This window comes from Rhizobium laguerreae, from assembly GCF_002008165.1.
Classification (GTDB): Bacteria; Pseudomonadota; Alphaproteobacteria; order Rhizobiales; family Rhizobiaceae; genus Rhizobium; species Rhizobium laguerreae.
In genome coordinates this window covers 364,029-378,727 of record NZ_MRDM01000032.1, presented here as the reverse complement: position 1 = coordinate 378,727, position 14,699 = coordinate 364,029, and the positions used below count along the sequence as shown (strand labels likewise).

Genomic DNA, 14,699 nt, shown 5'->3' with positions numbered 1-14,699 from the left:
ACAGGGCGTGACCGAAACCGACATGGTTCATGAGCAGATCGACACGATCGATGCATTGATGGCGCATTATGTCGCCGGCTCCTTGCCCGAGCCGGCGCGTGTGCTGGTGCAGTCTCATCTCGAAATGAAACCGGACAATCGCAGCCTGGTGAACAGCCTCGAGCTGCTGGCCGCGGAGGCCCTGGAAAACGCGCCTGAAGCGGCTATTGCCGATCGCGACGCGCGGCTTGCGGCAATCTTTTCCTCTGCGTCTCCCGTCCCGGCGCCACGGACGGCCGCACGGCCGGAAAACGCGCTGTTTCCGCAAGCGTTGCGCGCCCTCTTGGGCTTCGAGGCCGAAGATGTCCCCTGGCGCCGTCGGTTGCCCGGTTTTAAGGAATATTCGCTCGACATGGACAGCTGCGAGGTCAGCCTGATGTGGATCCGGCCGGGCCGCGCCTTGCCGGCGCACACCCACAAAGGCATGGAGCTGATTCTCATTCTCGACGGCGCCTTCAACGATGAACGCGGTCGTTTCGGTCCCGGTGATATCTCCATTGCCGACGATACGGTCGACCACCGGCCGGTCGCCGAAAAGGACAGGCCGTGCATCGCCTTTGCCGTCTCGGACGGACCGGTCAAGCTCACCGGATCCTTCCGCCAGATGATCGGCGACCTGATCGGCTGAAAGCAGCCACAATAATGTGATAGAGCCGTAAATCCGGAGGGGTTGAGGAACTTCCGGACCTGTTTTCGCATTTGATCAGGCAGCCCGGAGGAACATGTCATGCGTGATTTCATTGCCCATCCCGAACATGGAATCGTCTGGATTTCGGGTGCGAGCTCGGGCATCGGCCGGGCGCTTGCACTGAGGCTCGCCGGCGAAGGATACAAGGTCGCCGTGACGGCCAGAAGCCACGAAAAGCTGGTCGAACTGCAAGCCGAAGCGAATGGCCTCTCGGGCAGTATCATTGTGCTCGACGGCGACGTCACCGATGCCGAGGACATGGAACATGTCATGGCCTCCATCGAATATGAGCACGGCACGCTCGCCATGGCGATCCTCAATGCCGGCGTCTACCTGCCGGTCCATGCCGAGGATTTGAACCGCACCGATTTCGAGAAGAGCTTTGCCGTCAATCTTTCTGGCGTGGTCAACTGTCTGCTGCCGGCGATCCGCCATATGAAGGCGAAGGGGCAGGGACAGATCGCCATCGTTTCCTCCGTCACCGGCTATGGCGGCCTGCCGACGGGGGCTGCCTATGGCGCTACCAAGGCGGCGCTGATCAATATGGCCGAAAGCCTGAAATTCGATCTCGACAAGATGGGCATCCGCATCCAGCTCGTCTGCCCGGGCTTCGTCGATACGCCGGCAACGAGGAAGAATGCCTTTCCGATGCGGGCTTTGGTGTCGGTCGAGGAGGCCGCTCGGGAGATTGCCGCTGGGTTGAAATCGCAGGCCTTCGAGATCACGTTTCCGAGGCGCTTCACCACCATGCTGAAGCTCGCGCGCCTGCTCCCCTATAGCGTTTATTTCACGCTGGTGAACCGCGTGACCGGCTGGCGGGAGCGGCCGCCGTCGGCTGGTCGCCACCCGGTGACACCGCATGCGGCGGAATGATCAACGGCGCGAGAACACGACCTGGCGCACATCGATATTGCGGGCACGGAAGCCGGCCTCGCAATAGAACAGATAGAATTCCCAAAGCCGCTTGAAGCGCTCGTCGAAGCCCATCGGGCGGATGCGTTCCCAGACCGACCAGAAACGCTCGCGCCATTCGGCGAGCGTGCGGGCGTAGTCGAGCCCAAACCCGAAATCCTTGACCAGCGACAGATCGACCTTGCCGGCAAGTTCGGCGAGATGATTGCGCGTCGGCAGCATGCCGCCGGGAAAGACGTATTTCTGGATGAAGTCGGGGTTGCTGCGATACTGGTCGAAGGATTCCGGCCGGATGGTGATGATCTGCAGGCCAGCCTTGCCGCCCGGCTTCAGACACTGCCGGAGTTTGGAGAAATAGGACGGCCAGTATTTTTCGCCGACCGCTTCGAACATCTCGATCGAGACGATCCGGTCGTAGAGCCCTGCTTCATCGCGGTAGTCCTGGAAACGGAATTCCACGCGGTCATCGAGGCCGGCCTTGTGGATGCGCGCCTCGGCGAAGGCAAGCTGCTCGCGGCTGATCGTCAGCCCCGTCACCTTGCAGTTCAGCTCGCTTGCGGCAAATTCGGCAAAACCACCCCAGCCGCAGCCGATCTCCAGCACATGATCGCCAGGCCCGATGCCGGTCGCCTCGGCAAGCGCGCGGTATTTGGCGTTCTGGGCCGATTGCAGATCGTTGGCGCCTGTGGAATAGAGCGCCGAGGAATAGGTCATGCTCGGATCGAGCCATTCTCTGTAGAAATCGTTGCCGAGATCGTAATGGGCGGAAATGTTGCGCTTCGAGCCCGTCTTGGTATTGGCGTTCATCCAATGGCGGACGCGTTCGAAGAGCCGGCTGACGCCGCCTTTGCCGTGCGCATAGCTGTGCGCGGCCTCGCCGTTGACGAGGAAGAGTTCAAGGAAGGCGGTGATGTCGGGGCTGTCCCAATCGCCGTCCATATAGGTTTCGGCGACCCCGATCGTGCCGCTCGTCAACGCCCGATAGGCAAGGTTCCAATTGTTGAGGCTGAGCGCCGCCTTCGGCCCGGGCTGCTTGCCCTCGATCAGCAGCCTGCGGCCGTCGGGGAGGGTGAGGGCGAGCGAACCGTGCTGCATGCGCAGAAGTCCGCGGAGCGCCAGCTTCGCCTTGAAGGGCAGACCCTTCACCAGACGGGATATGTTTTCCCCCGTCAGCGTCACCGCGTCACGGGCCAGCAGATTCCAGTCCTGCGCCTTGCTCATCTCTCCTCCTCCAGCATTTTTTGCCGGTTCGGGACGACGATACATCCGCGACGATGTACTCGGGCGGCCTCCGGCCATTGCATGAAAGGCTACCGCATAACTCCTGAAATCGGAACCGATTTGAGGATAAGATTTTGCAGCAGTTGAAAGTGCTGCAACATCGCTTTGCGCGTGTGAAAAACGCGCGTGCTGATATGTCATTCCGCCACGTGTGCAAGCGGGCGGGGCGGCCGGACGCCGACTTCAGGCGGAGGCGCCGGACGCCTGGCGTGGCGTGAGCTTTCAGCCGCAATTCACGGGATGATCGGCCGCCCGGAGAGATGGGCTGCGTTGAGAGCCTCGTTGTCGTCAAGGGACGCAAATCCTTGCGAAACCAAAGGATAACCGGTTTTGCCGCGTCCCTTGCCAATGAAGCGTTCCCTGACTGTGTTCTTCAACCTGCCACGGATGTACGGAACGCCCCGATCAAAAATTTCATTGCGAACGAAAAGCTTTCATCGCTGCCATGACATGGATAAGGCCGGCGTGAACCGGCCTTTTCCGGGAGCGGAGAACCGCCTGCTTAGTTGTCGTATTCGCGGCACGCTTCGCTGATCGAGGCACCGCTCTGGCCGCCGCGCGTGTCGACGCCGGACATCTGTCGCGGCATGCCGGGGCATTCCATCGTCTGCGGGCGGCCGATGCTCTGTGTCGTCGTCGGATCGACCGGCGAGACGGGTACCGGACGAATGCCGTTGTCATCGTTAGTGTAATCGGATGAATAGGTGCCGGAACCGGGATCGGTCGAGCCGCCATTCGTTGGCCCGATCGGACTCGGGTTAGACTGGGCAAAAGCCGACGACGCCATGCCGATCGCGAGCAGCGAAGCGGCAATAAGGGATCTAGACATGGGATATCCTCCTTGGATTTTCATCTTGGATGACCCTGGGGTAACTGCCTGATGGAACCATTGTTCCGAAATTTGCAAAAAACCTGGCGGACCCTACGGCTGATCCCACGTGGTTACGCATAAACCTTAACGGTCGAAGCCGCTGGATCGGCGCGCTTACCTGCCGTAGTTGCATGATGAAACGCTAAAAACTTGCAGCACGAGGCCGCTATGTTCGTTTCTCCGCGCGAGGCCGCAGATCTCGGTCTTCAGATTGCGCTTTCACTCGCCTTGACGGCAAGCGGGATGGCGATTGCGTCCTCTGCACTGAGCGGCGAGAAGGGCCGTATCTCCGCGATTGACCCCTCGCTCTGGACCGCCGCTCCCGTGCGCGTCGATGTCACCACGCAGACCTACCTGCGTGCCGACGCTCCAGCCGGGCTGGAACTCGCCGGCACCGAGGATGATCTGTGCCACGATCCGATCGGTCTCCGGCTTTCCTGCGACCTGATCACCACCACTGCCAGCACGGCCTTCTAGCCGGTGGGCTATCCGGAGGCCGCAGACGGAGGGAAAGGGGCAGGCGGTTACTTCAGCGCGAAAGGCTGGCGGCCGATGCCTGAACAGGCAGGATCGTCGATGCCTTGATGTCCTTCAGCACAAACATCGTGTGCATCTCTTTGATGCCGGGCAGACGACGGATTACCGTCATGGCGAATTCGGCGTAGCTGTCGAGATCAGCCGCGACCACCTGCAGCAGGAAATCAGCCTCGCCGGCGATGGAATAGCAGGCGATGACCGCCTCCAGCTCACCAACCTCGCGCTCGAACCGCTCGGCTTCGTCATGCGAATGCGTGTCGATCTGGACACGCACGAAAGCCAGGACGCCGAGGCCGACGGCGCGGCGATCGACGACAGCCTGATAGCCGCGGATGACGCCTGCCTCTTCCAGCTTTTTTACCCTGCGCCAGCAAGGCGAGGTCGACATTCCCACGCGTTCGGCAAGCTCCTGATTGGTGAGCCGCCCATCGCCCTGTAGCGCCTTCAATATGCGGATATCTCCCGGCTCAAATTCCATGATCGGTATGTCCTTTCGAGTTTTATCGATTAACGGGAAGATCTTACCTGATTTGGAGGCGAGATGTCAGGAATAGGCAGGACATTTCTCTGCCTTTCGATAGGTTGAGGACTTCGAACAGAGAAGGAGCGGACGGATGATGGTTGAGGATTGGCGTGTCGCGGTGATTGTCGAACCGGGGCTGCCAGTTGGCGAACTCGCCAATACTGTTGCGGTGCTGTCGATCGGCCTTGGTGCTGCGGCACCCGCGCTTGCCGGTGCGCGGCTGACCGATCATGCCGGTCGGGCATTTCATGTCAGTGCCAATAAGCCGGTTCCGGTGCTACAGGCCGCGGCGACCGATTTGAGATCACTTCTGCTGAAGGCGCTGCCGGCCCCTGAAGGTGCGCTGGTCGTGCCATTCCCGCGTTTTGCCCGCGCGCTGCACTTTTATGCCGATTACGAGGCTTCGATGCCCGAACGCGACCTCTCTTCGGAAATTATCGACGGCGTCGGGCTCGCCGGCCCGGCGAAATGGATCCGCTCGCTGACCGGCTCGCTAAAGCTGCTTCGTTGATCCGTTTGGCCGGGCGTGCGGATAGGCTCGTCCTGGGAAAGCTTGCAAAAGGCCATGATTTGCCGTTTGATCGAACGATACGACGACCATCCGACACTCCTCCTTAAAAGGATCCGCCTTTGTCCCTGCCGATGCCCCGCGGCTTCGAGAAGCCCTATGCCGCCTTCCTGTTCGATATGGACGGCACCATCCTCAATTCGATCCGTGCGGCCGAGCGTGTATGGAGCGACTGGGCGAGGCGTCAGGGGCTCGATGTCGCCACCTTTTTACCGAAGATGCATGGATCGCGCGGCATTGACACGATCACCCGGCTGAACCTGCCTGGAGTCGATCCCGAACATGAATCGAAGCTGGTGACCGAGGCCGAGATCGCCGATGTCAGCGACGTTGTGGCCATTCCCGGCGCCGCGACCTTTCTGAGTTCACTGCCCCCGGATCGCTGGGCGATCGTCACCTCCTCGCCATTACGCCTTGCTCACCGGCGGCTGGAGGCAGCAGGCTTGCCGGTGCCGAGATTCATGGTGACGGCGGAGGACGTGAAGGTCGGAAAACCCGACCCGCAATGTTATATTCTCGGCGCCGAGCGCCTCGGCGTCAGCACGCAGGATTGCCTGGTGTTCGAGGATGTCGCAGCCGGCATTACCGCCGGCGAGGCGGCGGGTGCCGATGTCATGGTCATCACGGCAACACATCACCAAAAGATGGAGACGCCGCACCCGACGCTTTCATCCTATGACGAGATCTCGGTCCGCATGTCCTCCGATCACAGGATGCTGATCGTCCCGAACGCGGCCTGACAGTGCTCCGGCTGCGTCCTGCTTGCTTTTGTGCGGTTCACTCCGCGGCTGCGGCAAGACAGCGATCGATGATGCTGCCGATTTCGCTGCGGCAGGAGCCGCAATTGGTTCCAGCGCTGGTTTCTTTGCCGACCGCCTCGACGCTGTGACATCCGCCGCGCACGGCAGCCGCAATCTGGTTGACCCCGACACTGAAGCAGGAGCAGACGGTAGCGCCTGGATCCGGCCTGCCTGCGCCGGGACGACCCGCAACGAGCGCAAAGCGTTTCCTGAGGTCGCCATGCGAGGCGGAGAGCTGCGAGATCGCCCAGTTGCGCGCGACGGCAACGGGCTCGCGTGCCAGAAACAGCGCCGCAAGCAGGACCTCGCCATCGAAGAAGGCGAGCCTGAGGTCGCCGGATTGCCGGTCGGCATAACCAAGCGGTTCGATCTCGGCCGGAATGGCGAAAACCGCCCGGCACCAGGCCGTCCAGTCTTCGACGGTTTCGCCGAAGGCAAGCTCAAGCCGCCAGCCGCCGGCGGCTTTTGCCAGCGCCCAATAGGCGGCGTCGGGCGTAGCGGGTTTTGTGGCGGAGACGGCGAAACCGTAATGGGTGGCGCGGAAGGGCCGGACGGCGACGGCAACGTTCTTCGACGCCGGTTGACCGGAAATGGGGTCGGTTACCGGCGCGACCACGGCGTCGATGCGCGCTCTTGCGGCGAACTGGTCGTTCCAGTGCATCGGCGCAAAGATGCCGCCGCGCGCCTGGCGATCGGTCACCAGCGCCCGCACGATTGCCTTGCCGTGCGGGCTGTCGATCTCGACGAGGCCGGCGCTTGATATACCGGTCTCGATCGCGTCGCGCGGATGGATTTCGGCAAAGGGTTCGGCGATATGGGCGGAAAGCCGCGCGCTCTTTCCTGTTCGCGTCATCGTGTGCCACTGGTCGCGGATGCGCCCGGTATTCAGCGTGAAGGGGTACTCGGCATTGGTGCGATCGGTTGCGGGCGGTTTGACCGCGACGAAGCGCGCCTTGCGATCGGGATGGAAGAAACCGCCTTCGGCGAAGAAGCGGGTGATGCTCGGTTCTGTCCCTGCCGCCTGCGGCCACTGGAAGGGCGACAGTTCGTCATAGGCCCCGCCGCTCATGCCGGCGCGCGCGCCGATGTCGAAATCGCGGCTGCCGTTATTTTCGAAGGCGGAAAGCGCGGCGTGTTCGGCGAAAATTGCGGCCGGCGCGTCAAAATCGAAGGCGGCGGCAAATCCCATGCGGCGTCCGATCTCCGCAAGCTGCCACCAGTCGGCCCTTGCATCGCCGGGGATATCAAGAAACGATCGTTGCCTTGAAATGCGCCGTTCGGAATTGGTGACGGTGCCATCCTTCTCGCCCCAGCCGAGCGAGGGCAGAAGCACATTTGCGTGCCGGGTCGTATCCGTCTCTTTCAGGATGTCCGACACGACGACGAAGGGACAGGCGGCGATCGCGTTTTCGACACTGTCGGCATCCGGCATCGAGACGACGGGATTGGTCGCCATGATCCAGAGCGCCTTGATGCGTCCGTCGGCCACGGCTTGGAACATGTCGACCGCCTTCAGGCCGGGCTTTGCGGCGATGACGGGCGAGTCCCAGAAGCGCTGCACGCGGTCCCGATCTTCGGTGTTCTCGATCGCCATATGGGCGGCAAGCATATTGGCGAGACCGCCGACCTCGCGTCCGCCCATGGCATTCGGCTGGCCGGTCAGCGAAAACGGTCCCATGCCGGGACGGCCGATGCGGCCGGTCGCCAGGTGGCAGTTGAGAATGGCATTGACCTTGTCGGTGCCGGAGGAGGATTGGTTGACGCCCTGGCTGTAGCAGGTCACGACCTTCGGCGTCGTCTCGAACAGCCGGAAGAACTCCCTGATCTGCATGGCGGGCAGGCCGGTCCGTTCCAGGAGATCGTTGATATCGAGCGCGGCGGCCGCCGCAAAAGCGTCGCCGAAACCATCTGTATGGGCGCCGATATAATTCTGGTCGATTGCCGGACTGGTCGCCAGATGGGCAAGCAGTCCCATGAATAGCGCAACGTCGCCATCAGGACGGATGGCGAGATGCAGGTCGGCGATGTCGCAGGTCATCGTCCGTCGCGGATCGATGACGACGATCCGCATGTTTGGCCGCGCCATCTTTGCGGCGGCAAGCCGTTGGTAGATGACCGGATGACACCAGGCGAGGTTGGAGCCGGTCAGGACCACCAGATCCGCAAGTTCGATATCCTCATAGGTCCCGGGCACCGTATCGGCGCCGAAGGCGCGGCGATGCCCCGCCACGGAGGAGGACATGCAGAGCCTTGAATTGGTGTCGATATTGCCGGAGCCGATGAAGCCCTTCATCAGCTTGTTGGCGACATAGTAATCCTCGGTCAGCAACTGGCCGGAGACGTAGAAGGCAACGGAATCGGGCCCGTATTCGGCGATCGTTTCAGAAAAACGGCGGGCGACCAGATCAAGAGCCTCGTCCCAGCCGCTCCGTTCGCCTTCGATCTCGGGATAGAGAAGCCGGCCATCGAGATCGATGGTTTCGGCAAGGGCTGAACCCTTCGAGCAGAGCCGGCCGAAATTCGACGGATGCTCGGGATCTCCTTTGACGCTGACTGCGCCTGCCTCGTCGACCGTGGCGATAACGCCGCAGCCGACACCGCAGTAGGGACAGGTGGTCTTGACCTCAGCCGCCATCTATTCCGCCGCCATCATCAGGCTTTCCAGAGCGATGAACAGCCTGCCGTCTTCGTTCAGCACCTGTATCGTCCGGACCTCGCCTTCGTCGGCGCCGAGCGCCTTGCCTGTTTCCAGCGAGATAACCCAGTTGTGCAGCGGGCAGGTGACTGACTTGGCGTGGACGATGCCTTGGGAGAGCGGGCCGCCCTTATGCGGGCAGTGATCCTCGATGGCGAAGACCTCGTTTTCGGCCGTGCGGAAGACGGCGATCTTGCCCTGCGGCGTCTTCACGCAGCGCGCGCCGCGCAGCGGGATGTCGGAGATGTCACCGATTGCGATCCAGTTCATGTCCATCTCCTTATTCTGCAGCCTGCGGATAGCCGATCGTCGCCATCGGCTTGAACTCATGCTTGTCCTTACCGGAAACACGCTCCGACCAGGGATCGACCTGGGCAAATTTCTGCGAGAAGACGAAGCGGTCGTAATAGGCTTTGCGCTTTTCGGCATCGCCCATGATCTGACGGCGGATTTCATCCAGGCCGACGCGCTTGGCCCATTTGTAGATGCGCTCGAGGTAGCGGGCCTGCTCGCGGTACATCTGCGTCAGGGCCACGATATGCTCCAACGCCTCGTCCTCGGTCCGCACAAGCCCTAGAACCTCCGTGCCCTTGATGTCGAGACCGGCCGCACCGGCGAAATGGATCTCGAAACCGGAATCCACGCAGATCACGCCGATGTCCTTGCAGGTTGCTTCCGCGCAGTTGCGCGGGCAGCCGGAGACGGCCATCTTCAACTTGGCCGGCGTCCAGGAGCCCCACATGAACCTTTCGATCCGGATGCCGAGGCCGGTGGAATCCTGCGTGCCGAAGCGACACCAGTCCGACCCCACACAGGTCTTCACGGTGCGCAGGCCCTTGGCATAAGCCTGGCCGGAGACGAAGCCGGCCTTGCCGAGATCGGCCCAGACGGCGGGCAGGTCTTCCTTCTCGATGCCGAGCAGGTCGATGCGCTGGCCGCCGGTGACCTTCACCATCGGGATCTCGAACTTGTCGACGACATCGGCGATTGCGCGCAGCTCGTTCGAATTGGTGACGCCGCCCCACATGCGCGGAACGACGGAGTAGGTGCCGTCCTTCTGGATGTTGGCATGCACGCGCTCATTGATGAAACGCGACTGGTAGTCGTCGGCATATTCGTCCGGCCAATCGCAGACCAGGTAATAGTTGAGCGCCGGGCGACATTTGGCGCAGCCGCAGGAAGTCTTCCACTCGAGCTCCTGCATGACGGCAGGGATGCTCTTCAGACCCTTGGCCTTGATCAGCCGGCGAACGTCGTCATGGCCGAGTTCGGTGCAGGTGCACATCGGCTGGACCGCAGTCGGATTGTAGCTGTCGCCGAGTGTCAGCGCCATGAGTTGTTCGACGAGGCCGGTGCAGGAACCGCACGAGGCGGATGCCTTCGTGTGGGCGCGTACGTCGTCGAGCGACGTCAGCCCCTTGCCTGAAATCGTCGAAGTGATCTTGCCCTTGCATACGCCGTTGCAGCCACAAATCTCCGCGTCATCCGGCAAGGCTGCAACGGCCGCCATAGGGTCCAGCGGCGACCCTCCCTGATAGGCCTGTCCGAAGATCAGCGTCTCGCGCATCTCCGAAATATCGGTTGCCTTCTTCTTCAGGTCATTGAACCAGGCACCATCGGCGGTTTCACCGTAAAGCACGGTGCCGATAATCTTATTGTCCTTGAGCACCAGACGCTTGTAGACGCCGGCGCTGGCATCGCGCAGCACGATCTCCTCGCGGTCGTCGCCGTCGGCGAAATCGCCGAGCGAATAAAGCTCGATGCCGGTGACCTTGAGCTTGGTCGGCGTATCCGCATGAACGAAGGCGGGCGAGCGATCGCCGGAAAGATGCGAGGCGGCAATACGGGCCATTTCATAGAGCGGCGCAACGAGGCCATAGACCATGCCGCCCACCTCGGCGCATTCGCCGAGCGCGAGAATATCGCCATCCGAGGTCTGCATGCCGGCATCGACGACGATGCCGCGATTGACCGCAATGCCGGCGTCCTTCGCCAAACCCACACTCGGACGGATGCCGACGGCCATCACGACCAACGTTGCCGGGATGATACGGCCGTCGTCAAGCTCGATGCCCTCGACCTTGCCATTGCCGACGATCGCCTTGGTATTTGCCTTGCAGATGACCTTGATGCCGCGTTCCTCGACTGCCTTCTGCAGCAGGTAACCGGCGGCGGGGTCGAGCTGGCGCTCCATCAGCGTCGGCATGACGTGCAGTACGGTGACGTCCATGCCGCGCTGGGCAAGACCGGCCGCTGCTTCCAGGCCAAGCAGTCCGCCGCCGATGACGACGGCCTTTTCGCGCGACTGGGCGGCAAGCAGCATCGCCTGCACGTCGTCGAGATCGCGATAGGTGATGACGCCGGGCAGATCCTTGCCGGGAACGGGGATGATGAAGGGCACGGACCCAGTTGCGATCACCAGCTTGTCGTAGCTTTCGGTGACGCCGTGGTCGGAGGTGACGGTCTTGGCGGCACGATCGATGTTGACGATCTTGTGGCCCTTGTAGAGCATGATGCCGTGCTTGATATACCAGCCATCGCCGTGAATGATGATCTGCTCGTAGTCCTTTTCTCCGGAGAGAACCGGCGACAGCATGATGCGGTCGTAATTGACGCGCGGCTCGGCATTGAAGATCGTAACTTCATAGCGTCCGGGCGCCTGCTCGAAGAGGTGCTCCAGCATGCGCCCGGGCGCCATGCCATTGCCGATGATGACAAGTTTTTCGGTCATATTTCCAGGTCCTTAGATCAGGTTGCAGCCACGGGCGCCGAGTGCCCTTGGCGCGACAGTTGCTTTACGGACAGGTGCATCCAGATGAGAGAGATCACGACGATCGCAAAGAGCAGCAGGAAACAGCTGGACCAGAGGCCGGTCATGTCCTTGAGGAGGCCAAAGGCAATCGGAAGGATGAACCCGCCAAGGCCGCCCATCATCCCGACGACGCCGCCGACTGCGCCGACGTTGTCGGGGTAGTAGGCCGGGATGTGCTTGTAGACCGCAGCCTTGCCGAGGCTCATGAAGAAGCCGAGCACGAAGATGACGACGATGAAGATGAAGGGGGTGATACCAAACGCCGGACCCGTCCCGGACGCGTCGGCGGCCGGCAGCGAGAGGATGAGGGTGGCGACGGCCGAAACGGCAAACATCGTATACATCACGCTGCGCGCACCCTTCTTATCCGACAGCACGCCGCCGAAGGCGCGGAAGATGCTGCCCGGGATGGAGTAGGCCGCGGCGATCATCCCGGCCGTCTCCAGGTTGAAGCCGTAGACGCCGACCAGGTAGCGCGGCAGCCACAGCGACAGGGCGACGAAGCCGCCGAAGGCGAAGAAATAGTAGAGCGAGAAGCGCCAGACCTGAACGTTCTGAAGCGGCGCGAATTCCTCGACGAAACTCTTGGTGGCAACGCGGCGTTCGCGGCGGAGACGGAAGGCCGGATCATCGGTCGTGGTGAACCAGAAGACGATTGCCATCAGCGCCAGTCCGACGGCCCAGATCTCCGCAACCGCCTGCCAGCCCCATGCGATCAGCACGAAGGGGGCTGCGAATTTGGTTACGGCCGCGCCGACATTGCCGGCACCGAAGATGCCGAGTGCGGTTCCCTGCTTCTCCGCCGGGAAAAAAGGCGAGACATAGGCGACGCCGACTGCAAAGGAGCCGCCAGCGAGGCCGACGCCGAGGCCGGCGATCAACATCTGCGTATAGGTCTGGGCGTAAGAGAGCAGAAAGGTCGCCAATGCGGCGGCCAGCATGGTGAGGGTGTAAACGAGACGGCCGCCGTAACGCCCCGTCCAGATGCCAAGAACGATGCGCACAAGCGAACCGGTGAGCACGGGGGTGCCGACCAGCAATCCGAACTCGGCCTCGTTCAGGCCGAGATCCTGCTTGATGCGAATGCCGATGATCGCGAAGATCGTCCAGACCGCAAAACAGAGGGTGAAGGCTACAGTGGAGATCCACAATGCCTTGGCTGGTTCGCCGGCGGACATGGGCTGTGATTTCTCGATGACAGACATAACTTCTCCGAGGCCCGACAAGGTCGTGCCAATCCATCGCTGAGGGTTGAAACAAAAAAGCCGCTGGTCAGGACGCGCATACACGAGGTGCGCGAAATATCCTGATCAGCGGCTTTGCTGGTGGCGCCCGCCGTTGGACGCCGAATTCTTAGGCCTTCTGGCCCATTTGCCTGAAGGCAATCCGTTGGCCAGATTGCTCAAGCTAAAACCTATCTCTTCAATCTGAAGAGCAATCTCTGTGTCTACCGTGAGCGTCTACCGCGCGCTCATTCTGCGCTGATCGTCATTGACCGGTGCTATTAAAGACGATGCAAACTGCGTGCCAGTTTGGCTGCCTGCGTTCAAGTCACTGAATGCAAAAGACATTTATGAAACGTGCCGCCTGCTTGTTTTTCGGGCCGCCACCCGCTGATGCAAATATTTTGTGCGCTTGACATGAGGCGGGCAGATGCTTGCTGGTGTTTTGTGCAGGCCGGCATCGGTTAGACCTCGTCGTCGCAAACGAAGGCGAGGGCGCTTTTGACTGCAAAACCTGCGACATAGTCCGGCAGCCTCGCCGGGTCGAAGACGTGGCCGTCCATGAAACGGTCGCCCTCGGCACTGCCTTCGATCCGGATATCGGCATCTTCGGGTGCGTTGTCGTCACCGAGAGCAGCGCGATAGAGATCCGGGCGGTAGGCGGATGCTGCGGCCCTTGCCATGTTAAGGCTGATCTCGGCCTGTCCCCAGCGGATCATTTGGCTGTAGATCCACAGCGCCTGGCTTGGCCGGGGATAATTGGCGAAGCCGGAATGGAACATGAAATAATCGGCGATGATGCGGCGGTTACCCTTTGCGTCGAGGCTGAATTCGCCGGCGAGCACACGGCGAATGATTTCGACGGGGGCAGCGATATAGCGCGGGTCGGCAAGAGCCGCCGCCAGCGCGTCGTGATTTTCCGGCTGGTCGCACCACTGGGCTGCCGCATCGAGCGCCACGATCAGCCTGGAAACGGTTTCCGGATGGCTTTCCGCCCAGTCCGGCCGCATACCGATCACCTTTTCCGGTGCCGACGGCCAGATATCCTGTTTGGCGGCGACGATGCGGCCGACGCCGCGCTCTGAAGCAACCATGTTCCACGGCGCGCCGACGCAGAAACCGTCGATCGCACCGGCTGCCAGCGCATCCGAAGTCATGGGCGGCGGCACGACGATGAGCTTGACATCCCTGTCGGGATCGATGCCGCCAGCTGCCAGCCAGTAGCGGAATTCGTAATTATGCGAGGAGAAGGGGTAGGTGACCCCGAAAGTCGGCAGCGGCTCGCCGCGGGACTTCATTACCGCCAATGTTTTTGCCAGGGCGCGGGCATTGTCGAGCGCGCTTGCCGTTTCCGGCAATCCCACGTCATTCCGCATCCTGTCGAAGAGCCGCGTCGACAGCGTGATCGCGTTGCCGCCGCGCCCCAGCGAAAACGGCGTGATCGTCGGTGAGGGATTGGAGCCGAGACCGAGCATGGAGGCGACGGGCATCGGCGACAGCATATGGGCAATGTCGAACTGGCGGAATGCCAGGCGGTCGCGCACATTCGCCCAGGAGACGTCCTTGACGAGATCGAGCGTCAGGCCTTCCTTCCGCGCGAAGCCAAATTCTGCCGCCACAATCAGCACCGATGCATCGACGAGCGGAATGAAACCGGCCCGCAGCACTTTCGGTCCTTCGTTGTTCACCCGCACGGGCGAGGGCAGCTCGCCGCCGGAATTGGAGGTCGTTGTCATCATATCCACTCCGG

At 61.8% G+C, this 14,699-nt stretch carries 13 protein-coding genes and 1 pseudogene; 5 read left to right on the top strand and 9 right to left on the bottom strand.

What is annotated here, in order from left to right; translation table 11 throughout:
- The first annotated feature begins 7 nt into the window (after nucleotides 1-7).
- Both BS630_RS35755 and BS630_RS35750 read left to right on the top strand, forming a co-directional pair.
- The gene (locus BS630_RS35755) at nucleotides 8-667 is read left to right on the top strand and encodes a ChrR family anti-sigma-E factor (RefSeq protein WP_170269138.1); all 660 of its coding nucleotides are present in this window, start codon (nucleotides 8-10) and stop codon (nucleotides 665-667) included.
- 99 nt (nucleotides 668-766) lie between these two features.
- Nucleotides 767-1,600, top strand: a complete 834-nt coding sequence (locus BS630_RS35750) for an SDR family NAD(P)-dependent oxidoreductase (RefSeq protein WP_077981214.1) — start codon at nucleotides 767-769, stop codon at nucleotides 1,598-1,600.
- On the opposite strand, the gene BS630_RS35745 is transcribed toward BS630_RS35750, so the two are convergent.
- From BS630_RS35745 to BS630_RS35740, 3 genes and pseudogenes are all read right to left on the bottom strand, one after another.
- Complete coding sequence (locus BS630_RS35745) at nucleotides 1,601-2,860, bottom strand: SAM-dependent methyltransferase (RefSeq protein ID WP_077981213.1); 1,260 nt, start codon at nucleotides 2,858-2,860, stop codon at nucleotides 1,601-1,603.
- 296 nt (nucleotides 2,861-3,156) lie between these two features.
- A pseudogene (locus BS630_RS38805) lies at nucleotides 3,157-3,269 on the bottom strand (deoxyribodipyrimidine photo-lyase); the annotation flags it as partial.
- 153 nt (nucleotides 3,270-3,422) lie between these two features.
- Complete coding sequence (locus BS630_RS35740; protein WP_025394228.1) at nucleotides 3,423-3,749, bottom strand: hypothetical protein; 327 nt, start codon at nucleotides 3,747-3,749, stop codon at nucleotides 3,423-3,425.
- Between the two features lie 210 nt (nucleotides 3,750-3,959).
- Here BS630_RS35740 and BS630_RS35735 point away from each other — a divergent pair, with 210 nt between their 5' ends.
- The gene (locus BS630_RS35735) at nucleotides 3,960-4,268 is read left to right on the top strand and encodes a hypothetical protein (protein WP_077981212.1); all 309 of its coding nucleotides are present in this window, start codon (nucleotides 3,960-3,962) and stop codon (nucleotides 4,266-4,268) included.
- A gap of 52 nt (nucleotides 4,269-4,320) precedes the next feature.
- On the opposite strand, the gene BS630_RS35730 is transcribed toward BS630_RS35735, so the two are convergent.
- Nucleotides 4,321-4,806 (bottom strand): Lrp/AsnC family transcriptional regulator, encoded by a 486-nt coding sequence (locus BS630_RS35730; protein ID WP_025394230.1) that lies wholly within the window; start codon nucleotides 4,804-4,806, stop codon nucleotides 4,321-4,323.
- Nucleotides 4,807-4,942: 136 nt separating this feature from the next.
- On the opposite strand from BS630_RS35730, the gene BS630_RS35725 reads away from it, so the two are divergent.
- Together BS630_RS35725 and BS630_RS35720 are read left to right on the top strand one after the other, a co-directional pair.
- Nucleotides 4,943-5,362 carry a DUF2000 domain-containing protein gene (locus BS630_RS35725; RefSeq protein ID WP_025394231.1) on the top strand — a complete coding sequence of 140 codons (420 nt, stop codon included), beginning with the start codon at nucleotides 4,943-4,945 and terminating at the stop codon, nucleotides 5,360-5,362.
- A gap of 119 nt (nucleotides 5,363-5,481) precedes the next feature.
- Nucleotides 5,482-6,159 carry an HAD family hydrolase gene (locus BS630_RS35720; RefSeq protein ID WP_077981211.1) on the top strand — a complete coding sequence of 226 codons (678 nt, stop codon included), beginning with the start codon at nucleotides 5,482-5,484 and terminating at the stop codon, nucleotides 6,157-6,159.
- A 37-nt stretch (nucleotides 6,160-6,196) separates the two neighbouring features.
- On the opposite strand, the gene BS630_RS35715 is transcribed toward BS630_RS35720, so the two are convergent.
- The 5 genes from BS630_RS35715 to BS630_RS35695 all read right to left on the bottom strand — a co-directional run bounded on the left by BS630_RS35715 (nucleotide 6,197) and on the right by BS630_RS35695 (nucleotide 14,694).
- Nucleotides 6,197-8,854, bottom strand: coding sequence for a nitrate reductase (locus BS630_RS35715; protein WP_077981210.1), 2,658 nt, complete (start codon nucleotides 8,852-8,854; stop codon nucleotides 6,197-6,199).
- Nucleotides 8,855-9,190 (bottom strand): nitrite reductase small subunit NirD, encoded by a 336-nt coding sequence (nirD, locus tag BS630_RS35710; RefSeq protein ID WP_017960132.1) that lies wholly within the window; start codon nucleotides 9,188-9,190, stop codon nucleotides 8,855-8,857.
- Nucleotides 9,191-9,194: 4 nt separating this feature from the next.
- Complete coding sequence (gene nirB, locus BS630_RS35705; protein WP_077981209.1) at nucleotides 9,195-11,645, bottom strand: nitrite reductase large subunit NirB; 2,451 nt, start codon at nucleotides 11,643-11,645, stop codon at nucleotides 9,195-9,197.
- 17 nt (nucleotides 11,646-11,662) lie between these two features.
- Nucleotides 11,663-12,931 (bottom strand): MFS transporter, encoded by a 1,269-nt coding sequence (locus BS630_RS35700; protein ID WP_077981208.1) that lies wholly within the window; start codon nucleotides 12,929-12,931, stop codon nucleotides 11,663-11,665.
- 482 nt (nucleotides 12,932-13,413) lie between these two features.
- On the bottom strand, nucleotides 13,414-14,694 hold the full coding sequence (locus BS630_RS35695) for a CmpA/NrtA family ABC transporter substrate-binding protein (protein ID WP_183594529.1): 1,281 nt from the start codon (nucleotides 14,692-14,694) through the stop codon (nucleotides 13,414-13,416).
- Nucleotides 14,695-14,699 lie beyond the last annotated feature (5 nt).